We start from the raw sequence: 23744 nt of genomic DNA on the forward strand, positions 1-23744 counted from the left end.
AAATAATTATGAGAATATTTGTTATCAACCCAGGATCTACTTCGACAAAACTAGCTATCTATGAAGATGATAAGCAGATATGGGAAGCAGGTGCACATCATCCTGTGCACGAATTAGAACAGTTTCATCACGCTGTGGAGCAGTTTAAATATAGATTGGATTTTGTTTATAATAAGTTAGATATGTGTGGAATCCCTCTAAAATTTGATGCAATTATTGCTAGGGGAGGTCTCCTGAGGCCTACTCCAGGAGGTGTTTATCAAATCAATGATAAGATTAAGCACGATTTGATACATGCTGAGATGGACCATGCCTGCAATCTAGGTGCCCTGATTGCTGATGACATGAGCAAGAGATGTAACTGCCCTGCTTATATTGCTGATCCGGAAGTGGTAGATGAACTGATTCCTGAGGCAAGGCTTACTGGGATACCTGAGATAAATAGAATATCCATATTTCACGCTCTGAATAGTAAGGCTCTATCAAGAAAATATGCGGAATTTATTGGGAAAAGATACGAAGATATCAATCTTATTGTTGCGCATATGGGAGGAGGGATATCAGTAGGCGCGCATCGCCGTGGGAAGGTTATTGATGTAAACAATGCACTTAACGGAGATGGACCGTTCAGCCCTGAGAGAGCAGGAACAATTCCGGCTGATCAGCTTGCAGAGCTCTGTTTTAGTGGAAAATACACATTAAAAGCAATAAAGAAACTATTGAATGGCAAAGGAGGGTTGACAGCACACCTTGGTACAAATGATGTAGCAACAATAGCAGAGAAAGCACAAAGAGGTGAGGAGCCTTATAATACTATTCTGAATTCAATGATATATAATGTTGCAAAACAGATTGGAGGAATGTATGTAGCACTTAAAGGTGATGTAGACTGTATAATCCTTACTGGAGGAATAGCTTATTGCAATTATTGTATTGCAAATCTTAAAGAACAGATAGATTACCTTGCTAAGGTTGAGGTTATGCCTGGAGAAAATGAGATGGACTCACTTGCATATAATGCTCTCTCTGTTCTTAAAGGTAAGACTATACTTCAAGAGTATAATCCTTGAGAATAAAAAAATCAGGCAGGTACTTTTAGTACCTGCCTGAGCAATATTTAAAGCGTTTAGAATTAATATTCATCTTTACGTTTTGGGTTCATCGGGAACCACCCTTTCTTTACCCTTTCTCTTTGTTCAAATACCTCTTTTATTGTCCAGAATGATGAGAACGCAAAAACACCAAGAAACGAAGAGATCAGTATATTGCTTATTGTTATTGAGAGGATTACACCAATAATCCCGGCAATAAGGAAAACCCACCAGCACCTTGTTCCAAAATAATATTCGGCCTTTATGACTATAGGATGAAAAAGTCCTATAATTAGAAACGTACCAATGCCGATAATTATTCCGCTTAGGTTCAGGTCGTTAAGCAGATCCATTATTTTTCGTATTTGATAGGAATCTCTTTCTTAATGCTTTGTTCCAAAGAAATCATAGTCTCAGTTGCCGATACACCTGGTATTTCCTGAATCTTAGAATTCAATATATCCATAAGATGCTCATTGTCTTTTGAATATAGCTTTGTAAGCATAGTGTAAGCTCCTGTAGTGAAGTGACATTCCACAATCTCTGGAATTTTCATTAGTTCCTCTACTACTGATTTGTACATAGAACCTTTCTCAAGTTTGATTCCTACGTAAGTACAGGTACGATATCCAAGGCTTTTTGGGTTAACATGATAACCTGAGCCTATGATGACGTCCATATCAATTAGGCGCTGAACTCTTTGATGTATTGCAGCGCGAGAAACTCCACAGTCAGCAGCTACATCTTTAAAAGGTATGCGGGCATTTTGTGAAATAATTTCAAGAATCTGTCTGTCAAGATTGTCAATTTTTTCCATTTTATATTTAGTTTATATCTTGTCAATATGTAAGCAAATATATGAATAGTTTTTATTTTATAATAAAGAAGTGCATAAAAAACCAAGTTTTTTTATGATTTATCAGTAATATTGTTTCAAAAACTAACTCTCTTCTTTATCTCGTCTATTCTGTCTCTCCTTTGGATAGAGAAAGTACCACTATTCTTATCCAAGTACTCAAGAAGATATAATGATTTTGACAAAAGATTTTTTTGTTCTTCCGATTGCTTACATAAAGCATCTTGATATAATAGTTCAGCCAGCATCTCTATTCTTGTAAGGATTTCTGTACCCTCATACTTATTCATTAAATCGTTTAAGATATTTTCTCCATCTTCATTGTAGTAATATTTAGGAAGGTGATTGAAGTAGGTGTTATATAGACTCTGTAGTGCTACTTCAAGTTCAGGGTCATCCTCTTTTTTCTTTCTGCTAAGCAGTAGCTCTAGATTTTCATTGAAGTCATTGAGCAATCTCATAATATAGTCTCTTGCTAACATCTTATTTATCAATAATGGTTACTAATATCTTGTCTATTCTTGCGCCATCCATATCTACAACTTCCAGATTGAACTTATTCCACTCAATCGATTCTCCTGTCTTAGGGATATGCGTCATCTCATGGAGTACAAGTCCGCTTAGGGTATTATAGCTGTATTCTGAGTATATATCTTCCAAATCAAAGTATTTAAGAAAATCATAGAAAGGACATTGTCCATCAATAAGCCACGTGCCATCTTTCCTTTGCATTATATCAGGCTCCTCATGTTCTCCGGGAAGTGATCCTACAAGAGCCTCAAGTATATCCTTTATTGTAATGATACCTTGCATGCAGCCAAACTCATCGCAAATCAACCCATACTTTACATGGCTCTTCTTTATATGTTCAAGAACCTTGTAAACATCTGTACTCTCATGAAAATATACTGCTTTTCTGATATACGTTCTTATGTCGAATGGTTTTTTTGCATCAAGTTTACCAAACAGGTCTTTAAGGTAGACTACACCTAATATGTTGTCCAATGAATTCCCTTCTGTCACAGGGTATACCTGGTAGAGATTCTTACATACAACATCGTAAATCTCTTCTCCACCCATATTTACATCGAGGAATACTACATCGCTCCTGTAAGTCATAATGGTATTGATACTTCTATCGCCAAGAGAAAAAACTCTGTCTACAATATCCTGTTCCACCTCTTGTACCTCACCACTCTCCGTTCCTTGGTCAATCATTGTTTTTATCTCCTCTTCAGTCACCTTCTCTGAAGCTTGGTTTATATCAAACAGGTTGAATATTACAGAGGTGCTCTTTGCCAGTAACCATACGAATGGTGTTGTTATTATTGATAGTATATTCATCGGCCTGGCAAGCCATTTAGCCATCTTGGTAGATAGAGCCATCCCAATTCTTTTGGGAACAAGCTCTCCGAAGATTATAGAGAGATAGGTGACAATAATAATTATTGATACCTGTGCCACCGTATGTGAATATGTTTCAGGAAAGCCATTTTGGATAAGCCATGTGCTTAAATCGTCTGCAAGGACATCGCCCGAATAGATACCGGTAAGTATTCCAATAAGTGTTATGCCTATCTGTATTGTAGAGAGAAATTTTTCAGGTTGGTTTACTAGATTAAGTGCTACCTGTGCAGCCTTACTGCCATGGCGTATGTCATTATTTAAGCTACTCTTTCTTGCAGAGATAAGAGCCATTTCATACATAGCAAAAACGCCATTCAATAAGATTAAAAATATGATAATAATAATGTCCATTTTCCCGTTTGTCAATACGAAACAAATATATGGAATATTGTTTTAAATTCAGCTTTATGGATATAACATTTATCATTATGCTTAAAAAAAGCAACATCACTGAACATTTTATAATGAGTATGTCAATACTTATATAACCTTAATATTGTGTTAATTATATTTTATATTGACCTGTTTTTGGTTTTTTGTCTCCATTTTTGGCTAATGAGAGCGGATTACAAGTGCCCGTTTCATTTAGATTCACTATTTTTGTCTAAATTAGAATAAAATGCATCCCTTAGAATTATTTAAATATTGTCCGAAATGTGGCTCGCTAAATTTTGGCGTAAATAACGAGAAGTCAAAAAAATGTGCCGATTGTGGTTTTGTCTACTACTTCAACTCCAGTGCTGCAACAGTAGCGTTTATACTTAAAGAGGATGACTCCCTGTTAGTATGCCGCAGAGCTAAAAATCCGATGAAAGGAACATTAGATCTGCCAGGAGGTTTCATTGATATGTTTGAAACAGGTGAGCAGGGAGTTGCTCGTGAGGTATTTGAAGAGACGGGACTTACTGTTGATGAGTCTCACTATCAGTTTTCATTACCAAATACATATCTCTATTCTGAATTTCTGGTGCATACACTCGATATGTTCTTTCTCTGTAAAGTAAAGAGTACAGAAGAGATAAAGGCTATGGATGATGTTGCAGACTCTTTCTGGATACCGCTGGACAAAATTAATCCCGAAGAGTTCGGGCTGGCCTCAGTACGTGAGGGGGTAAAAATATTTTTAAAAACTCATAAACATAATTAGGAATGGATAAAAGAGTATTATTTGTAGCTGTACTTCTTTCAGGATATAGCTTTAATGCCAAAGCTCAACAGTTCACACCTGTCGATGAGTCAGGAGAGGTAGAGTATGAAAAAGCATGCAAAGAGTTTCAACTTGTACCATCAAGGAGTATAGCTATGTTTAATGACTACCTTGATAAATATCCCGATTCAAGACATAGAAACAGGGTTGAATCGCTTATAGCTACAGCATATTTTAAAGAGGGCAGATATAAAGAGGCTATTGCTATCTTTAACTCTTGTGATATTGATGCTCTCGCTGACAACGAGAGAGATGAGGCTGCCTATTCACTGGCAACTGCTTATCTTAAGGAGAATGATATAGAGAAGGCAAAGGTGTGGTTCACTATGCTAAAGAGCATCAGTGGCAGTCATTATATGGATGCAGTATACAACCTTGCATATATTGACTATTCTGAAAAGAGATATGATGATGCTGCGAAGGCTTTTCTTTCGTTAAAAGATAATGAGAGATTAGGTGAAAATTCATCATATTATCTATCTGAGATATATCTGCTGCAAAAGAGGTATCAAAATTCTCTTTCAATATCTAAGGAGTTGCAGGAGAAATACCCTAACAGTAAGCTCCTGTCTGATTACTACAGGGTGGAGGGAGAATCATACTATGGTATGAATTCGTTTGTTGAGGCTGCAACAGCATTACAGAAATATATTTTATCTGCTTCGCAACCACAAAGAGCAGCTCTGTATGAAGCAGGAGTTTCTCTCTATAATACCGGTGTCTATTCACAGGCTGCCTCAATGTTTAGTAAGGTGGCAACCACTAGTGACGAGATATCTCAGAGCTCATACCTATATATGGGACTCTCATATCTGCAACTTAAAGAAAGAAATATGGCAAGGATGTCGTTTGAACAGGCTGCCAACTATAACTTCAACACAAAAATTAAGGAGGAGGCTCTTTATAATTACGCTCTGCTGATACATGAGACATCATATTCTCCTTTTGCAGAATCTGTAACTGTCTTCGAGAGGTTTCTTAATGAGTTCCCGGATTCAGAGTATTCTGATCGCGTAAACGACTATCTAGTTGAGGTCTATATGAATACAAAAAGCTATGTAGCAGCTCTGGCATCTATTAACAAGATTAAAAGTCCTGGCAAAGCTATCATGGAAGCAAAACAGAAGATACTCTTTAGCTTGGGTACACAAGAGTTCGCCAACTCTGATTTCGAAAAAGCATTGTCATATTTCAATCAGTCGCTCTCCTTAGGGAACTATGCAGAGAGTGTTCGTCTGAATGCAACCTACTGGAAAGGAGAGACCCTATATAGGCTAGAGAGATATGATCAGGCTACAGAGGAGTATAAGAGATATATAAACTCAGCAAAAGATAGAGCCGGGGAAGAATATAGACTTGCTCTTTATAACTTAGGATATTGTTACTTCAAACAGAAAAATTACTCACAGGCTAAGGGATGGTTTGAGAAATATGCTTCACTTCCTAAGGATAATGCACTTATGCTTGCTGATGCATATAACCGTATCGGCGATTGTAATTTTTACTCGCGCGAGTTTGCTGTTGCTGCAACGAATTACTCCAAAGCTAAAGCAGCAGATAGCTCTCTTGCCGACTACTCTCTCTACCAGGAGGCTTTTGTTAAAGGCCTTCAGAGAGATTACAATGGTAAGATAGTTACTCTTAATACCCTTCTTAGTGACTATCCACAATCTCAATATATTGATGATGCCATATATGAGCAGGGAAGAGCTTTTGTACAGATGGAACAGAATAATAAAGCTATCGAGAGATATAATATCCTTCTTCAGAAATTTCCACAAAGTGCAATGGCTAGGAAAGCAGCTAGTGAGATAGGACTTCTTTACTATCAGGATGATAAATATCCTCAGGCTATCGATGCTTACAAAAAGGTTATTAAGGAGTATCCAGGAAGTGAAGAGGCTGGGCTTGCACAGCGTGACCTTAAATCAATCTATATTGATCTTAACAAAGTTGATGAATATGCAGCTTTTGCATCAACCTTGAACAATGGAGTTGCCTTCAACGCCAATGAGAGGGACTCTCTGACTTATGCAGCCGCAGAAAAGGTTTACATGAAAGGGGCAGTCGATGAGGCAAGGCGTAGTTTTATAAACTATCTACAATCGTTCCCACAGGGAGCTTTTGCATTGGATGCCAACTATTATGTTGGACTGATAGATTTTAATCAGAAGAACTATAAGGAAGCTCTTTCATCACTGGATAAAGTTCTTCAGTTCCCTTCAAACAAATTCTCTGAAAATGCTATGCTGCTCAGCGCAACTATGGCATTTGATGGAGGTGATTATCAGAAATCTTTAACTCTATACTCTAATCTTATCAACAAAACTGCATCAGCTGATAAGCTGCAGAGGGCTCAGATAGGTATGCTAAGAAGTGCAGCCAAACTAAATCGTAGTAGCGATATTATAATGGCAGCGGATAAACTTTTGGCATCGGCAAAACTATCTCCTGAACTCTCCAATGAAGCAAGATATTATCGTTCAAAGGCATACATACAGAGTCGAGAGTTAAATAAAGCGTTACCAGACTTAAAGCTTCTTGCTAATGATACACGAAACGTATATGGAGCTGAGGCAAAGTTTCAGTTAGCTCAAATCTATTTCGAACAAGGCAACAAGAGTGCAGCAGAGAAGGAACTATTGAACTACATTGAAGTGAGTACTCCACATGTATATTGGTTGGCACGTTCATTCGTGCTATTATCGGATATCTATATGCAGACAGGACGTAATGTTGAGGCGAAGCAGTATCTGCTATCTCTTAAACAGAACTATAATGAGAATCAGGAGATAAATTCGATGATAGAGAGTCGCTTAAGTAAGTTGTAGAGTATAATAAAAGAAAAAGTAACTGTTATGAAAAAGAATATATTACTGTTTTTATCACTAATCTCTGTTTCGTTGACTTCCTATTCACAGAAAGACACTACAATGAACAGGACAGTGATAGTAGAGAATAACTATAATCCCGAGATTATGGATGCTTCGAAGATAAATGTTCTTCCTAAAATTGAGGATTTCAAAGCTCCGAAGAACGATATCAGATATTCCACAAATGCCACTCCCTTAACCTCTTTCTCTGACAAAACTGTAGATTTTCAAATTTCAGAACCTCTAAAGAGGGGGCAAAAGAATGGATATCTACGGGCTGGATATGGAAACTATGGGAATACAGATATCTTTGCAAAGTATGTTGTAGACTTGACTTCGGAAGATAGATTGTCATTTGAAACCGGACTGGACGGAATGAAGGGAAAACTGAAAGATTGGAATAGCCACGATTGGAACGGTCGTTTCTTCACCTCACATATCAATGCAGATTATTCTCACTATTTCAAAAATTATCTATTTACAGTACAAGGGAAGTTTAAATCACAAGTATTCAACTATATTAATCACGGAGGTTTTGATAAACAGCATAATACAATTGCTGATGTAAACGCGTCATTAAGTTCATTGCAAGATAATACTCCTATAAATTTCTATGTAAAAATGGGATATAGGAGTTTTGCTCAGAAGTTTGCTCTTGGTGACTTTAAACAAGGTTCGCAGGGTGACTTCTACATAAATGGTAATGTGTGGGGTAAGTTGAATGATGAAAGCAATGTTGGAATCAACTTTGAGATGGATAATCTCTCATACTCCTCTAGAACCCTTGATGGATATAGCGCTCTCAGGACTAATCCATACTACAGCTTGAAAGGCGATGATTGGAACATACGTATAGGTGCACATGCCGACTATCAGACAGCATTAGAGAAGGGTGTGGAGTTTGCTCCCGACCTGCTTGTCCAGTATTCAATTGACGACAGATATCAGCTATATGCAAAAGTAGATGGTGGTGTAATACTGAATGATTTTTATCGTCTTAGCTCTTTATCTCCTTACTTCATAATGAACAGGCAGTATCTTTCAACCTCTGTCCCTTTTGACGGTAAGATAGGATTTAAAGCTTCACCCATGGACGAGATGTGGTTGCATCTGTTTGCAGGATATAGAATAAACAAGAATGAGCTTTCGTATATTGTAAGCTCAGAACCTTCTTATACTCAGTTTTATCAAGATAAAGCAAATTGTGTTTATGGAGGTGGTGAGTTCAGATATAGTTTTAAGGATCTATTCGATATAAATACAAAAGCAGTGATATACAAATGGAACAGTAAAGCTGCCAATGAAGATCTTTTCCTTGCATCTAAACCAGAACTTACTCTTGATATTGACCTAAGATATAGAGTTATTCAAAACCTATACCTCAATGGTGGTTTCTCGTATGTTAAGCGAATAGATAATAAAGATATCATTGGTGACTATCGCTACAAATATGATAATTTAAACAACTTATATATTGGAGCAGAATATGAAATTTTCGATAATATATCAGTCTATGCTAAGCTGAACAATATACTTAACTCAAAGAATTACAGAGAAGATTGTTACCCTACTGAGAAGTTTAATTTTATAGGAGGGCTCTCTTTTAAATTCTAACAGATTGATTAGAAAAAAACGTTTTTTATAAAAAAAGCAGAAACATACCTTATTATATAGATATGTTTTTGCTTTTTTCCTACTTTTGCCACCAAATAAATTGGAATAGATAGCATTATGCATAAAAATCTTGTTATTGTTGAGTCTCCGGCTAAAGCTAAAACTATAGAGAAATTCTTAGGCGCTGACTATAAAGTTCTTTCCAGTTACGGACATATACGTGATCTGAAGAAGAAGGAATTCAGTATAGATGTGGAAAATGGATTTGAACCTACATATGAAATCCCTGATGATAAGAAAGCTCTAGTCAAGGAGTTGAAAAGTGCAGCGAAAAATGCAGATATGGTTTGGCTCGCATCCGATGAGGACCGCGAGGGAGAAGCTATATCATGGCATCTGTTTGATGTACTTAAGCTCGATCCGAAAAAGACCAAGCGAATTGTATTCCATGAAATTACGAAGAGTGCTATTCTTAAGGCTATAGAAAATCCTAGAGATATAGATTTCAACCTTGTAAATGCACAACAGGCGCGACGCGTACTCGACAGAATAGTGGGCTTTGAACTATCTCCGGTTCTCTGGAGAAAGGTGAAACCTGCTTTATCAGCCGGACGTGTGCAGTCGGTAGCTGTGCGTCTTATTGTTGAGCGTGAGAGAGAAGCAAATGCTTTTGTCTGCGAATCTTCATATAGAGTAGTTGCCATATTCGAGGTGAAAGATAAAGATGGTAGTATAAGTGATGTTAAAGCTGAACTCTCTTCAAGACTGAAGACTAAAGAGGAAGCTGAAGCATTCCTTCAAAAATGTGTAGATTCTACCTTCAGAATTGAAGATATAACTACACGTCCGTTAAAGAAATCACCGGCTCCACCATTTACAACTTCAACATTACAGCAAGAAGCTGCCCGTAAATTGGGACTTCCTGTAGCAAGAACAATGATGATTGCTCAGAAACTTTATGAGAACGGATTGATAACATATATGCGTACTGACTCTGTTAACTTGTCAAGTTTGGCTCTTAACACTTCTCGCGATGAGATTATATCTCTCATGGGTGAGAAATATGTTAAAAACCGCCACTATTCAACAAAGAGTAAGGGAGCTCAGGAGGCTCATGAGGCTATACGACCTACATATATGTCAAATGTTGACATTGAGGGTACTCCACAGGAGAAGAAGTTGTATGAACTTATATGGAAACGCACCATCGCATCTCAGATGGCTGATGCTGAACTTGAAAAGACTACTGCAAATATCTCTATAAGCAATGACGACAGAAAGTTTGTAGCAACAGGTGAGGTTATCAAGTTTGATGGTTTCCTTAAGGTTTATGCAGAAAGCTATGACGACGATAATCAAGAAGATGATAGTAGTAAGTTGCTCCCTCCACTTGTTAAAGGTGATGAGGTGAAGAGAAAGAGCATTGTTGCTACAGAACGCTTTACTCAGGCTCCTCCAAGATATACCGAAGGTAGTCTTGTAAGGAAACTCGAAGAATTAGGTATTGGACGTCCTTCTACTTACGCACCTACTATATCTACAGTCCAACAGAGAGGATATGTGGAGAAGTCAAATAGAGAGGGTGTGAAAAGAGAATATGATATACTCACATTGAAAGGCTCTAAAATCAGTGCTGCAACAAAGAGTGAAATTACCGGCAGTGAGAAGTCAAAACTGTTACCTACAGATGTTGGAATAGTTGTTAATGACTTCCTTATGGAGTTCTTCCCAGGCATTATGGACTATAATTTCACAGCAAAGGTTGAGAAAGAGTTTGATGAGGTTGCTGATGGAGAAAAGGCATGGAACGGACTGATGGGTGACTTCTACAAAGAGTTCCATCCATTGGTGAATGAGACCATGAATAAGAAAAGTGAACATAAGGTTGGTGAAAGACTTCTTGGCAATGATCCAAAATCAGGTAAGCTGTATTTGTTAAGATAGGACGTTTCGGACCTGTAATTCAGATCGGTACTGCTGATGACGAAGAGAAACCTAAGTTTGCGCAGATAACCAAAGGTTGCTCAATGGAAAGCATAAGTCTAGAGGAGGCTCTCGAAGCATTCAAACTACCTAGAGATCTAGGTGAGTATGACGGTAAGATTGTAACCGTAGGAGAAAGTAGATTCGGTCCATATATACGCTATGATAACAGTTTTACATCTATACCTAAGGATATTTCTCCTATGGAGATCAATTTGGATGAGGCTGTTGAACTTATTAATGCAAAGAAAGAGGCAGAAGCAAAGAAGATGATTAAGTCTTTTGATGAGGAACCTGAACTTCAGATCCTTAATGGACGCTTCGGACCTTACATTTCATACAAAAAGAAGAATTTTAAAATACCTTCATCACAAAAGCCTGAAGCTCTCACTCTTGAAGAGTGTATGACAATAGTAAACACACCTAAGGAGAAGAGTACAGCAAAGAAAGTTAGAAAAACAACGAAGAAGAAAGAATGAAAAGGGTATTCCTAATAGGATATATGGGTGCTGGTAAGACTACTTTGGGAAAAGCTTTATCAAAAAAAAGCGGTCTTACATTCATTGATCTTGATTGGTATATTGAGGAGAGGTATCATAAAACCATACAGCAGATATTTGCTGATCATGGTGAAGAGGGATTTAGAGAAATTGAAAAGAATATGCTTCATGAAGTTTCTGAATTTGAAGATGTTATCATCTCTACCGGGGGAGGTACTCCTTGCTTCTTTGATAATATGGATTATATGAACTCCGTAGGAGAGACTGTTTTTCTGGACGTTTCTCTAGATGTGCTTTTTAACCGTCTCTCTGTTGCCCGACACCAACGTCCACTCCTAAAAGGGAAAAGTGATAATGAGCTTCTCTTGATAATCAAACAGGGACTCGAAAAGAGATTACCTTTTTATACAAAGGCTAAACATAACTTCATAGCGGATGAACTTGAGAGTATAAAAGAGATTGATAGTTCTGTTCAGAAACTTGAGAAAGAATTAAATTATATATAGCTATTATAATAATATAAACATCTTGCAAAAATAAAGAAATGAGAAAATGGCGAATTGAAGATTCTGAAGAGCTCTACAACATTACAGGTTGGGGTACTTCATATTTCGGCATCAATGACAAAGGTCATGTCGTAGTTACACCAAGGAAGAAAGGTGTTGCTGTCGATTTGAAAGAATTAGTGGACGAATTACAGATAAGGGATGTGTCTGCTCCAATGCTTATCCGCTTCCCGGATATTATTGATAATCGTATTGAGAAGATAGCTAACTGCTTCAGCCAGGCATCTCAAGAATATGGTTATAAAGCACAGAACTTTATTATCTATCCTATTAAGGTGAACCAGATGCGCCCTGTAGTTGAAGAGATTATCAGTCACGGAAAAAAATTCAACCTTGGACTTGAAGCTGGGTCAAAACCGGAACTTCATGCTGTAATAGCTGTTAATACAGATTCTGATTCTCTTATTATCTGCAACGGATACAAGGATGAAAGCTATATTGAACTAGCCCTTCTTGCTCAAAAGATGGGTAAGCGTATATTCCTTGTAGTTGAGAAACTAAATGAGTTGCGCCTTATTGCAAAGATGGCAAAGCAGTTGAATGTTTCTCCTAATATAGGTATACGTATTAAACTGGCATCTTCAGGAAGTGGAAAATGGGAAGAGAGCGGTGGCGACGCAAGTAAGTTCGGTCTTACTTCCAGTGAACTGCTTGAGGCTCTTGATTTCCTTGAGAAGAAGGATATGAAGAATTGCCTTAAACTTATTCATTTCCATATCGGAAGTCAGGTTACAAAAATCAGAAGAATTAAAACTGCTCTTCGTGAGGCATCACAATTCTATGTTCAACTATATAGCATGGGCTTCAATGTTGAATTTGTCGATATAGGCGGTGGACTTGGCGTTGATTATGACGGAACACGCTCATCAAGCAGTGAAAGTAGTGTGAACTACTCAATACAGGAGTATGTTAACGACTCTATATCTACTCTGGTAGATGTAAGCGATAAGAATAATATACCACACCCAAATATCATTACAGAAAGCGGACGCTCACTTACCGCTCACCATTCTGTATTGATTTTCGAGGTGCTCGAGACTGCAAGTCTTCCTGAGATGGACGAAGAATTCGAAGTTAGCGATACCGATCATGAACTTGTTCATGAATTATACTCTATATGGGATAACCTGAATCAGAGTCGTATGATTGAGGCTTGGCACGATGCACAACAGATACGTGAGGAGGCACTCGACCTATTTAGTCATGGTATCGTTGACCTCAAGACAAGAGCTCAGATAGAGAGACTATATTGGTCGGTTACAAGAGAGATTAACCAGATTGCATCAGGTCTGAAACATGCTCCTGATGAGTTCAGGAAGTTAGGAAAGCTATTGGCAGATAAATATTTCTGTAACTTCTCTTTGTTTCAATCTCTTCCAGACTCATGGGCTATTGACCAGATATTCCCTATAATGCCTATACAGAGACTTGATGAGAAACCTGACAGAAGCGCTACTCTTCAGGATATTACATGCGACTCAGATGGAAAGATCTCAAATTTCGTATCTCCAAGGAATGTGTCACACGACCTTCCGGTACACTCATTAAAAGGTAAGGACTCGTATTATATCGGTGTATTCCTTGTAGGAGCTTATCAGGAGATTCTTGGTGATATGCACAACCTTTTCGGTGATACAAATGCTGTGCACGTAAGTGTTGACGATAAGAGTTACTCCATAGATCAGGTTATCGATGGTGAAACAGTTGCCGAGGTATTGGATTATGTACAATATAGTCCTAAGAAGTTGGTAAGAACTCTTGAAACATGGGTGACAAAATCAGTGAAAGAGGGTAAGATATCTGTAGAAGAGGGTAAAGAATTCCTCTCTAACTATCGCTCAGGACTTTATGGATATACTTATCTAGAATGATATAATGAAAGAGAACGTTACTGTTATAAAGGTAGGAGGCAAGATTGTTGAAGAGACAGATTCACTCTCTGCTCTTCTTGATGATTTTGCCAAGATCCAAGGATATAAAGTGCTTGTTCATGGCGGAGGTCGTTCTGCGACAAAAATGTGTGCTCAACTTGGTATAGAGAGTAAGATGGTAAATGGCAGAAGAGTGACAGATCTTGAGACACTGAAAGTGGTAACCATGGTATATGGTGGCTTGGTGAACAAGAATATAGTTGCTCAGTTGCAAAAACGTGGCATTAATGCTATTGGACTTACCGGAGCTGATATGAATGTGATGCACTCTGTTAAACGCCCCGTAAAAGATGTAGATTACGGTTTTGTGGGAGATGTGGATAGAGTAGATGCAGAAGCACTTGGACGACTTATTCATGCTGATGTAGTTCCTGTAATGGCACCACTGACTCATGATGGTAATGGAAACATGCTAAATACAAATGCTGATACCATTGCCGGTGAGACTGCAAAAGCACTTGCCCAGCTCTTTGATGTTACATTAGTATACTGCTTTGAAAAGAGGGGAGTACTACGTGATGAAAATGATGATGACAGTGTAATCCCAGTAATCACTAAGAGTGATTTTAATGATTTTATTGATCAGAAGGTGATAACAGGTGGTATGATTCCTAAACTTGAGAACGCTTTTTCTGCAATTGATAAAGGCGTTGAACAGGTTATAATTACCTGTGCATCTGATATTAAGGGAGAAAAAGGTACTTTGATAAAAAAATAATTAAAAAAATGACGGGTAAGGTGTAACTTTCGTTCAACTTACCCGTCATTATTATAGAGAGCGATGGAAAAGATCAATTTCCGTAATGATATATTGCCGCTTAAGAACAAACTTTATAGGTTGGCTCTTAGAATAACGCTTGATAGCGCCGAAGCGGAAGATATTGTGCAGGATACTATGATCAGAGTATGGCATCGCAAGGATGAGTGGGAAAAGTTTGATTCTATTGAGGCCTATTGTCTCACTGTTGCAAGAAATCTTGCTATTGACAGAAGCCAGAAGTTGGAATCAAAAAATATCCAACTTAACGATGATGCCACCGAAATATCTGACTCTCATGACCCTCATGAGCTAATGGAACATGATGAACAAGTTGTAATTATTCATCAACTTATGAACCTTCTTCCAGAGAAACAACGCTCGGTAATACAGTTGAGGGACATTGAGGGTAAGAATTATAAGGAGATTGCTGAAATTTTAGATATTACCGAAGAACAGGTTAAAGTAAATCTTTTCAGGGGTAGACAGAAAATAAAACAAAAATATCTTGAAATTCAAAATTATGGACTATAAGTATATTGAACAGCTTTTGGAACGTTATTGGGACTGCGAGACCACCATTGAGGAGGAACAGATTCTTAGGGCATTCTTCCATCAGGAGGATGTTCCATCCAACTTAATTCAATATAAACCATTGTTTGTTTATCAGAAGGAGCAAAAGAGCATATTATTGGGCGAAGAGTTTGATAAGAAAATGCTTGGACTTATTGAGAAACCTGTTGTTAAAGCACAGAAACTTACAATATACAGACGTTTTGCTCCGCTTTTCAAGGCTGCTGCGATGATTGCTATAATCTTAACAGTTGGAGTGGTTATGAAGAAGTCTGTTGACAATAATGGTGGTCTTATTTATGTTTATGATCAGTATCAGGGAAACAATAGTGACCCACAAGTTGCTTATGATTCTAAGCTACCTGTTGATTCAATAAATAATATTGTAAAGGATCAAGATGGTAGTCAGGTTGAAAATAATTAAATAGAATTTTTCATTTGCGAATATAATATAATGCTTTTTAAAACTTTTTGGAGGCTGTGAAGCTTTCAATTCTCTCAAATTTTAATTCACTAAATATTAAAGGATTGCAAGTCGTTTGCAATCCTTTTTTATATTTTATTCGCAAATTAATGATATAAATAAAATAAAACAGGCAAAAAGCATTGTTAGAAACGTAAAAGCTTAATATCTTCGTGAGGAAATGGCAACAAAAAGAGTAATAGTTGATAAAGATTTTGATAAGATTATTGTAAGGACACATAGGCTTGCTCGCAATATTACTATGCGCACAAAGAGCGATGGACTTTATGTAACTACGCCTCCTTATACCACATTAACAAAGGTGATGGAGGTAGTTGAGAAGTTCCGACAGTCTCTTCTTGAGAAATGGAGCCTTGTGAAAAAGGCGCCTATAGCTCCCGGTTTTAATATTGATGCTCCATGCTTTAAGTTATCTGTCATAGAGGGAAACTATCACTGTTTTACTCTTAAACATGTTGAGGAGAAGACAGTTATAATGTGCCCTTCGACTTTGGACTATGCTGAGAAGAAGAACCAGAATCTTTTGACTAATGCAATTATCAGGGCTCTGAAAAGACGTGCGGCAGAGTATCTGCCACCTCTGTTGAATGAACTCTCCTATATTAGTGGACTTCATTATAATAAGATAAAGATAACAGGCAGCCGTTCTCGCTGGGGTAGCTGTTCAGCTGCAAAAAGCATTAATCTTTCATGCTATCTTATGTTGTTGCCATCACATCTCATGGAGTATGTACTTCTTCATGAACTATCGCATACAAAAGAGATGAATCATGGACCACAATTTTGGGAACTACTTGACTCTGTAACAGATGGAAGAGCTCAATCCTTAAGGAAAGAGCTGAGGGCATATAGTACAAAATTGTATTTCTAAATATATAAAGGTCCATTGAATCTCTTTTTTGAATAGCTTAGAATTATTATTAGCAACCTAATTAAAAAACAGATATATGAAAAACAAATTTACTTTATTACTTCTTTTTTTCTTTTCGTGTGCGCTAACGGTGTTCTCGGAGAACTATCCGTATCGCAGTGATGTGTTGTGGTTTACAGTCCCAAATCATTCAAATTGGCTTTATAAGACAGGAGAAAAGGCTTCTGTTGAAGTGCAGTTTTTAAAATATGGAATACCACAAGATGGTGTGAAAGTTAACTATGAGTTGGGTGGAGATATGATGCCTGCAGACGAAACAGGGTCAATTACGTTGAAAAATGGAAAGGGAGTAGTTAATATCGGTACTATGAAGAGCCCAGGTTTTCGTGATTGCCGACTAACTGCTACTATAAATGGGAAAACTTACAAGCATCATGTAAAAGTAGGCTTCTCTCCCGAGAAACTTACACCTTATACAAAGCTTCCTAAAGACTTCAAACAATTTTGGAATGAGCAGTTGGAAATCTCTTCAAAGTTTCCACTTAAATATACTAAGGAGTTTTGTAAAGAGTATTCAACTGATAAGATTGATTGTTATTTGGTAAAACTTCAACTTAACAGCCGTAATCAGAGTATATATGGATATCTCTTCTATCCTAAGAAAAAGGGAAATTTCCCTGTAGTGTTATGCCCTCCTGGGGCTGGTATAAAGACAATTAAAGAACCTTTACGTCATAAATATTATACCGAAAATGACTTTATACGCTTTGAATTTGAGATACATGGACTTAATCCGCAGATGTCTAATGAAGAGTTCAATGAGATAAGTTCTGCGTTCAATGGGTCAGAGAACGGATATCTTACAAATGGTCTTGACAACAAGAATAACTATTATATGAAACGTGTTTATCTAGCCTGCACGAAATCTATAGATTTCCTTACATCTCTTCCTGAATGGGATGGAAAGAATGTCGTAGTACAGGGCGGAAGCCAAGGTGGTGCATTGTCACTTATTACAGCTGGACTGGATAAACGTGTCACTGCTTGTGTTGCAAATCACCCTGCATTAAGTGATATGGCCGGATATAAAGCGGGAAGAGCCGGAGGTTATCCTCACTTTTTCCGTAATTCAAAGGATATGGATACTCCCGAGAAGATAAATACAATGTCTTATTACGATGTCGTGAACTTTGCAAGAGAGATAACCTGTCCTACTTACATAACATGGGGTTATAACGATGATGTTTGCCCACCTACAACAAGCTATATAGTATACAACCTGATGAGTTGTCCAAAGGAGGCTCTTATTACTCCAATAAATGAGCATTGGACCTCTGATGATACGGAATATGGTCATATGTTGTGGATAAAGAACCACTTAAAATAGAACCTGTTGGTGCAATAATAAAGAGAGTCCGAGTAACATTAATTGTTACTCGGACTCTCTTTATTTCTTGATTAATTTATAGCACAATAAGTTGTTTAGCTGATGGGAGTTGCTATAATTGTTCTATGGAATTTCTGCTTATAAGCCAGAAGAATTATATAGCATTCTGGTCATATCATAGATTGGAGTTTATTCTTTTGAGTTTGGCATCTCGCTCTCCATAATGAGTACAATGCCCTCTTTCTTCTTAATTTCTATCTTACTTCCCTCTTTCTTTAAATTGAAAGGAGATGTGTTATCACTTTTTTTATCGACAACCATAAGAACATTTTCGTCGCTAAAGCGTTTAACTTCTAATTGGATAACAGTGTCAGGCATAATGCGGTTTAGTAATAAACTGTCATTAATGTAAATAGCCAAACTGTCATTTGCAAAGTCACCTGCGATCTCAATGCTGTATGAACCGTAATAACTCTCTTTTTTGTCTCCATCTCTTTTTAAACTGAAGGAGAGATAGAGGAAAATAAAAATCACGGCGATTACTCCTATAGCGAGTGCGCCATTGATAAACATGAATTGTTTGTTGTTATTTAAATTGCTCTTTCTCATATATCCATATGTTTATTACAAACTTACAATTTTTATGAGAATATTTTGTGGCTCTTGTATATAATTTGTATCTTTGCGCCGAAATGGATGAATGGTGGGGCTTGAATAAGCCCTTTTTTTGTTCTTAATATTTAATAAATGATAGATAAGAAAGTTGTAAGTCGGATTGTTGACGAATGGCTGGAAGGTAAAGATTACTTTCTTGTGGATGTGAATGTAAGCTCTGGCGATAAGATTATTGTTGAAATTGATCATGCAGAAGGCGTTTGGATTGATGACTGTGTAGATCTGAGCCGTTTTATTGAATCTAAATTGGATCGTGAGCAGGAGGATTATGAATTAGAAGTTGGCTCAGCTGGAATAGGACAACCATTTAAGGTTTTAGAGCAATATCTGATTCATCTTGATAAGGAAGTTGAGGTAATGACAAAAGATGGCAAGAAATTAGAAGGTGTTCTTAAAGTTGCCGATGAGAATGGATTTACCATTACTATAAAAAAGAAAGTTAAACTTGAAGGAGAGAAACGTCCTAAAATGATGGATGAAGACCTTCACTTTGGATATGACGAAATAAAATATACCAAATACTTAATTAGTTTTAAATAATTATGGCCAAGAAAGAAGAAACAGTCAGTTTGATCGATACATTTTCGGAATTTAAAGATCTGAAGAATATTGATAGAACAACTATGGTTAGCGTACTAGAAGAGTCTTTCCGTAGTGTTATAGCGAAAATGTTCGGCACTGATGAAAATTATGATGTCATTGTAAACCCTGACAAGGGAGATTTCGAGATATGGCGTAATAGAGAGGTTGTCGCTGATGAGGATCTCACAAATTCTAATATGCAGATATCTTTGACAGAAGCACGTAAGATAGATACATCATACGAGGTTGGTGAAGAGGTTACAGATGAAGTTATCTTCGCAAATTTCGGTCGTAGAGCAATTTTGAACTTGAGACAGACATTGGCCTCTAAGATTCTTGAACTTGAAAAAGACAGCTTATATAATAAATATATTGATAGAGTAGGTACTGTAGTAAATGCTGAGGTTTATCAAATCTGGAAAAAAGAGATGTTGCTCCTTGATGACGAGGGTAATGAGCTGCTTCTTCCTAAGACAGAACAGATACCAAGCGATTTCTATCGCAAAGGTGAGACTGTACGTGCTGTAGTAGCAAGAGTAGACAATAAGAATAACAATCCTAAGATTATCTTGAGCAGAACTTCTCCGGTATTCTTGGAGAGACTTTTTGAAATGGAAGTACCTGAAATTAATGACGGACTTATTACCATTAAGAAGATTGCTCGTATTCCAGGTGAAAGAGCTAAGATAGCTGTTGAATCATATGATGACAGAATTGATCCTGTTGGTGCTTGTGTTGGTGTGAAGGGATCTCGTATTCATGGAATAGTACGTGAGTTACGCAATGAAAATATAGATGTTATTAACTATACTTCAAATATACAACTCTTTATACAACGTGCCCTTAGCCCTGCAAAAGTTTCTTCTATAGTTCTTCACGAAGAAGATAAGAAAGCTGAAGTTTATCTTAAGCCTGAAGAGGTCTCTTTGGCTATTGGTAAAGGTGGTATGAATATTAAACTAGCCAGCATGTTGACCGAATATACTATTGACGTATATCGTGAAATTGATGATGAAAGCATGGGTGAGGATATCTATCTGGAGGAGTTTAAGGATGAAATTGATGAGTGGGTTATCAATTCAATAAAATCAATTGGACTAGATACAGCTAAAGCTGTACTTAATGCTCCAAGAGAGATGCTTATTGAAAAGGCTGACCTTGAAGAAAGCACAGTTGATGAAGTGTTGAGAATTTTAAGAGCTGAATTTGAAGAGTAATCTTCACTAATTGAGCTCGGTATAAATAATTAAATCGAGTATGACGATTAGACTGAACAAAGTAACAAGAGATTTAAACGTAGGAATAACAACGGTAGTTGAATTTTTGCAGAAGAAAGGCTATGAGATAGAATCTAGCCCTAATGCTAAAATTACCGAAGAACAGTATGCTGAACTCGTAAAAGAGTTTAGCAGCGATAAGGACTTGAAAATAGAATCCGAGAAATTTATTCAGGAACGTCAGAATAAAGATCGTAATAAGGCTTCTATCTCTATTGAGGATTTTGACAAGCCAAAAGCTAAGCCTGAAGAGACTGTTATGACTGTTGTCCCAGAGGATGCACGTCCAAAGTTCAAGCAGGTTGGTAAAATAGATTTGGATAGTCTCAATAAGCGCCATAGTGCTAAAAAAGAAGAGATAAAAGAAGAAGTTTTGGGAACTAAAGAACCAGAAGTGTCAAAACCTGAACCGGTTGCGTATGAAGAAGAGAAACTTGAGAAACCTCAGGAGCAACCTGTTGCTAAAGAGATTGTTCAAGAGAGTTTCGATAAGAAGGAAGAGTCAACAGAGATTGTTGATGATAAGTCGTTACATAAGACAGTAGCAGAGACCAATACACAAGATAATAATGTATTAACTACCAATACTGAAGAAAAGAAATCCCAGGTTATAGAAATGGAAAATAAGCCTCAAGAGACGCAAGAAGAGAAAAATACGGAAGAAGTATTTAAAATCCGCCCTACTGAATTTAAATCTAAGATTAATGTTGTTGGTCAAATCGACTTGGCTGCCTTGAACCAGTCTACTCGTCCAAAGAAGAAATCCAAAGAAGAGAAGAAGAAGGAGAGGGAAGAGAAAGATAAGCAACGTATTGAACAGCGCAAGCAGATTAAAGATGCAATTATCAAGGAGATTCGTAAGGATGATAAAGGAAATAAGCCTAACAGCTCTGATGATGATGCAAACAAAAAGAAAAAACGCACTAGAATTAATAAAGAGCGTGTAGACATAAATTCTGCAAGCAATGCTAATGGTGGTCAAAATAATAACAGACCACACAATAATAATAACAATAACAATAAGAATAATAACAATAAGAATAATAACAATAAGAATAATAACAATAATAGCAACAACAACAATAACAATAACAATAACAGAAATCAGAATAACCAAGGTGGAAAGTTTAATAACCGTTTTAAGAAACCGGTAGTTAAAGCTGAGGTTAGTGATGAAGATGTTGCTAAGCAGGTTAAAGAGACTCTTGCCCGTCTTACAAATAAGACTAAGAGCAAAACCTCTAAATATCGTAAGGAGAAACGTGAAAACGTGATGAACCGTCAGATGGAACAGGAGGAGCTCGAACAGGAAGAGAGCAAGGTATTGAAACTTACCGAGTTTGTTACTGCCAACGAGTTGGCTAGCATGATGGATGTTCCGGTTACTAGAATTATTGGAACATGTATGAGTATCGGCATCATGGTCTCTATTAACCAACGCCTTGATGCAGAGACTATCAACCTTGTGGCTGAAGAGTTCGGATTCAAGACTGAATATGTAAGTGCTGAGGTTGCTCAGGCTGTTACAGAAGAGGAAGATGCTGAGGAAGACTTACTTCCACGCGCTCCAATCGTTACTGTAATGGGACATGTTGACCATGGTAAGACTTCTTTGCTTGACTATATCCGTAAGGCTAATGTTATCGCCGGTGAGGCCGGAGGTATCACACAGCATATCGGTGCATACAATGTTAAGCTTGAGGATGGACGCCGTATCACATTCCTTGATACTCCGGGTCATGAGGCGTTTACCGCTATGCGTGCTCGTGGTGCAAAGGTTACAGATATTGCGATTATCATTGTTGCTGCCGATGACAATGTCATGCCACAGACTAAGGAGCTATCAACCATGCTATGGCTGCCGGTGTTCCTATAGTATTTGCTATCAATAAGATTGATAAACCTCATGCTAATCCGGACAAGATTAAAGAGGAACTTGCCTCTATGAACTATCTTGTTGAGGAATGGGGAGGTAAATATCAGTCACAAGATATTTCAGCTAAACAGGGTCTTGGAGTACATGAACTTCTTGAGAAAGTACTTCTTGAAGCAGAAATGCTTGACCTTAAGGCTAACCCTAACCGTAAAGCAGCAGGTTCTATCATAGAGTCTACTCTTGATAAGGGACGTGGATATGTTGCTACTGTACTTGTAGCAAACGGTACTCTTAATATGGGAGATATCGTTCTTGCCGGTACATCTTATGGTAAGGTTAAGGCTATGTTCAACGAACGTAACCAACGTATTAAAGTAGCCGGACCTTCAGAGCCTGTACTTATACTAGGTCTAAATGGTGCTCCTGCTGCAGGTGATACATTCCATGTTATCGAGACTGAACAGGAAGCTCGTGATATCGCTAATAAGCGTGAACAGTTACAGCGTGAGCAGGGACTTCGTACTCAGAAGATGCTTACTCTTGATGAAGTAGGACGTCGTCTTGCTATCGGTGACTTCCATGAACTTAATATTATCGTTAAGGGTGACGTGGACGGTTCTGTTGAGGCATTGAGTGACTCACTTATCAAACTATCTACAGAGCAGGTTCAGGTTAATGTTATACACAAGGGTGTTGGTCAGATTTCAGAATCGGATGTTACTCTTGCTGCTGCATCTAACGCAATTATGATCGGATTCCAGGTACGTCCTTCTAGTGCTGCTGCAAGACTTGCAGAGCAGGATGGTGTTGATATACGTAAATACTCAGTTATCTACGATGCTATTGAAGAGGTTAAATCTGCAATGGAAGGTATGCTTGCTCCTAAGGTTAAGGAAGAGGTTACTTCAAATATCGAGGTACGCGAGGTGTTCAACATTACCAAGGTTGGTATTGTTGCCGGTGCTATTGTTAAGTCTGGTAAGGTTAAGAGATCGGATAAAGCTCGTATTATCCGTGAGGGTATTGTTGTCTTCTCTGGTAATATCAATGCATTGAAGAGATTCAAGGATGATGTTAAGGAGGTAGGTGTTAACTTCGAGTGCGGTATAAGCCTTACTAACTGCAATGACATTAAGGTTGGCGATATTATCGAAACTTACGAAGAGATCGAGGTTAAGCAGACTTTATAATTTGAATTTATAAAATAGAGATAGTGCCAATGTGCTTTTATGGC

General features: G+C 37.6%; 18 protein-coding genes and 2 pseudogenes. 15 read left to right on the forward strand and 5 right to left on the reverse strand.

Annotated features, from left to right (window positions below):
- The first annotated feature begins 8 nt into the window (after nucleotides 1-8).
- A complete protein-coding gene (buk, locus tag JCM15092_RS00810; RefSeq protein WP_024992992.1) occupies nucleotides 9-1070 on the forward strand; it encodes a butyrate kinase in 1062 nt (353 codons plus the stop codon).
- A 62-nt stretch (nucleotides 1071-1132) separates the two neighbouring features.
- On the opposite strand, the gene JCM15092_RS00815 is transcribed toward buk, so the two are convergent.
- From JCM15092_RS00815 to JCM15092_RS00830, 4 genes are all read right to left on the reverse strand, one after another.
- Nucleotides 1133-1444: a DUF4491 family protein gene (locus JCM15092_RS00815; protein WP_024992993.1), complete on the reverse strand. Its 312-nt coding sequence runs from the start codon at nucleotides 1442-1444 to the stop codon at nucleotides 1133-1135.
- Complete coding sequence (locus JCM15092_RS00820) at nucleotides 1444-1908, reverse strand: Lrp/AsnC family transcriptional regulator (protein ID WP_024992994.1); 465 nt, start codon at nucleotides 1906-1908, stop codon at nucleotides 1444-1446. Before JCM15092_RS00820 ends, JCM15092_RS00815 begins: the two co-directional genes overlap by 1 nt.
- A gap of 116 nt (nucleotides 1909-2024) precedes the next feature.
- Entirely contained in the window at nucleotides 2025-2429 is a 405-nt protein-coding gene (locus JCM15092_RS00825; RefSeq protein WP_084488387.1) for a hypothetical protein, read from the reverse strand.
- Between the two features lies 1 nt (nucleotide 2430).
- Nucleotides 2431-3705, reverse strand: coding sequence for a hemolysin family protein (locus JCM15092_RS00830; protein WP_024992996.1), 1275 nt, complete (start codon nucleotides 3703-3705; stop codon nucleotides 2431-2433).
- A gap of 268 nt (nucleotides 3706-3973) precedes the next feature.
- On the opposite strand from JCM15092_RS00830, the gene JCM15092_RS00835 reads away from it, so the two are divergent.
- The 11 genes and pseudogenes from JCM15092_RS00835 (at nucleotide 3974) to JCM15092_RS00885 (ending at nucleotide 18100) form a co-directional block, all read left to right on the forward strand.
- Nucleotides 3974-4501 (forward strand): NUDIX hydrolase, encoded by a 528-nt coding sequence (locus JCM15092_RS00835; protein ID WP_024992997.1) that lies wholly within the window; start codon nucleotides 3974-3976, stop codon nucleotides 4499-4501.
- 2 nt (nucleotides 4502-4503) lie between these two features.
- A complete protein-coding gene (locus JCM15092_RS14505; protein ID WP_034541383.1) occupies nucleotides 4504-7392 on the forward strand; it encodes a tetratricopeptide repeat protein in 2889 nt (962 codons plus the stop codon).
- A 27-nt stretch (nucleotides 7393-7419) separates the two neighbouring features.
- A complete protein-coding gene (locus JCM15092_RS14510; protein ID WP_148296579.1) occupies nucleotides 7420-9048 on the forward strand; it encodes a TonB-dependent receptor in 1629 nt (542 codons plus the stop codon).
- 117 nt (nucleotides 9049-9165) lie between these two features.
- Nucleotides 9166-11510 (forward strand): annotated as a pseudogene (topA, locus tag JCM15092_RS14515) (type I DNA topoisomerase).
- Nucleotides 11507-12037, forward strand: coding sequence for a shikimate kinase (locus JCM15092_RS00855; protein WP_024992998.1), 531 nt, complete (start codon nucleotides 11507-11509; stop codon nucleotides 12035-12037). The pseudogene topA and the gene JCM15092_RS00855 overlap by 4 nt, the downstream one beginning before the upstream one ends.
- 38 nt (nucleotides 12038-12075) lie before the next feature.
- The gene (gene speA / locus JCM15092_RS00860) at nucleotides 12076-13968 is read left to right on the forward strand and encodes a biosynthetic arginine decarboxylase (RefSeq protein ID WP_024992999.1); all 1893 of its coding nucleotides are present in this window, start codon (nucleotides 12076-12078) and stop codon (nucleotides 13966-13968) included.
- A gap of 4 nt (nucleotides 13969-13972) precedes the next feature.
- Entirely contained in the window at nucleotides 13973-14746 is a 774-nt protein-coding gene (gene argB, locus JCM15092_RS00865) for an acetylglutamate kinase (protein WP_024993000.1), read from the forward strand.
- A 63-nt stretch (nucleotides 14747-14809) separates the two neighbouring features.
- Complete coding sequence (locus JCM15092_RS00870) at nucleotides 14810-15319, forward strand: GFO_1088 family ECF-type sigma factor (protein ID WP_024993001.1); 510 nt, start codon at nucleotides 14810-14812, stop codon at nucleotides 15317-15319.
- Complete coding sequence (locus JCM15092_RS00875) at nucleotides 15309-15782, forward strand: PG0215 family putative anti-sigma factor (RefSeq protein ID WP_024993002.1); 474 nt, start codon at nucleotides 15309-15311, stop codon at nucleotides 15780-15782. Before JCM15092_RS00870 ends, JCM15092_RS00875 begins: the two co-directional genes overlap by 11 nt.
- A 220-nt stretch (nucleotides 15783-16002) precedes the next feature.
- Complete coding sequence (locus JCM15092_RS00880) at nucleotides 16003-16713, forward strand: M48 family metallopeptidase (RefSeq protein WP_024993003.1); 711 nt, start codon at nucleotides 16003-16005, stop codon at nucleotides 16711-16713.
- A 76-nt stretch (nucleotides 16714-16789) separates the two neighbouring features.
- Nucleotides 16790-18100 (forward strand): acetylxylan esterase, encoded by a 1311-nt coding sequence (locus JCM15092_RS00885; protein WP_024993004.1) that lies wholly within the window; start codon nucleotides 16790-16792, stop codon nucleotides 18098-18100.
- Between the two features lie 189 nt (nucleotides 18101-18289).
- On the opposite strand, the gene JCM15092_RS00890 is transcribed toward JCM15092_RS00885, so the two are convergent.
- Nucleotides 18290-18709, reverse strand: a complete 420-nt coding sequence (locus JCM15092_RS00890; RefSeq protein WP_024993005.1) for a hypothetical protein — start codon at nucleotides 18707-18709, stop codon at nucleotides 18290-18292.
- 138 nt (nucleotides 18710-18847) lie between these two features.
- Here JCM15092_RS00890 and rimP point away from each other — a divergent pair, with 138 nt between their 5' ends.
- The 3 genes and pseudogenes from rimP to infB all read left to right on the forward strand — a co-directional run bounded on the left by rimP (nucleotide 18848) and on the right by infB (nucleotide 23700).
- Nucleotides 18848-19315 carry a ribosome assembly cofactor RimP gene (gene rimP / locus JCM15092_RS00895; protein ID WP_024993006.1) on the forward strand — a complete coding sequence of 156 codons (468 nt, stop codon included), beginning with the start codon at nucleotides 18848-18850 and terminating at the stop codon, nucleotides 19313-19315.
- 2 nt (nucleotides 19316-19317) lie between these two features.
- Nucleotides 19318-20574 (forward strand): transcription termination factor NusA, encoded by a 1257-nt coding sequence (nusA, locus tag JCM15092_RS00900; protein ID WP_024993007.1) that lies wholly within the window; start codon nucleotides 19318-19320, stop codon nucleotides 20572-20574.
- A 40-nt stretch (nucleotides 20575-20614) separates the two neighbouring features.
- Nucleotides 20615-23700 (forward strand): annotated as a pseudogene (gene infB / locus JCM15092_RS14520) (translation initiation factor IF-2).
- Nucleotides 23701-23744: the final 44 nt, after the last annotated feature.

It is taken from the genome of Phocaeicola paurosaccharolyticus JCM 15092 (assembly GCF_000613805.1).
Taxonomy (GTDB): Bacteria; Bacteroidota; Bacteroidia; order Bacteroidales; family Bacteroidaceae; genus Phocaeicola; species Phocaeicola paurosaccharolyticus.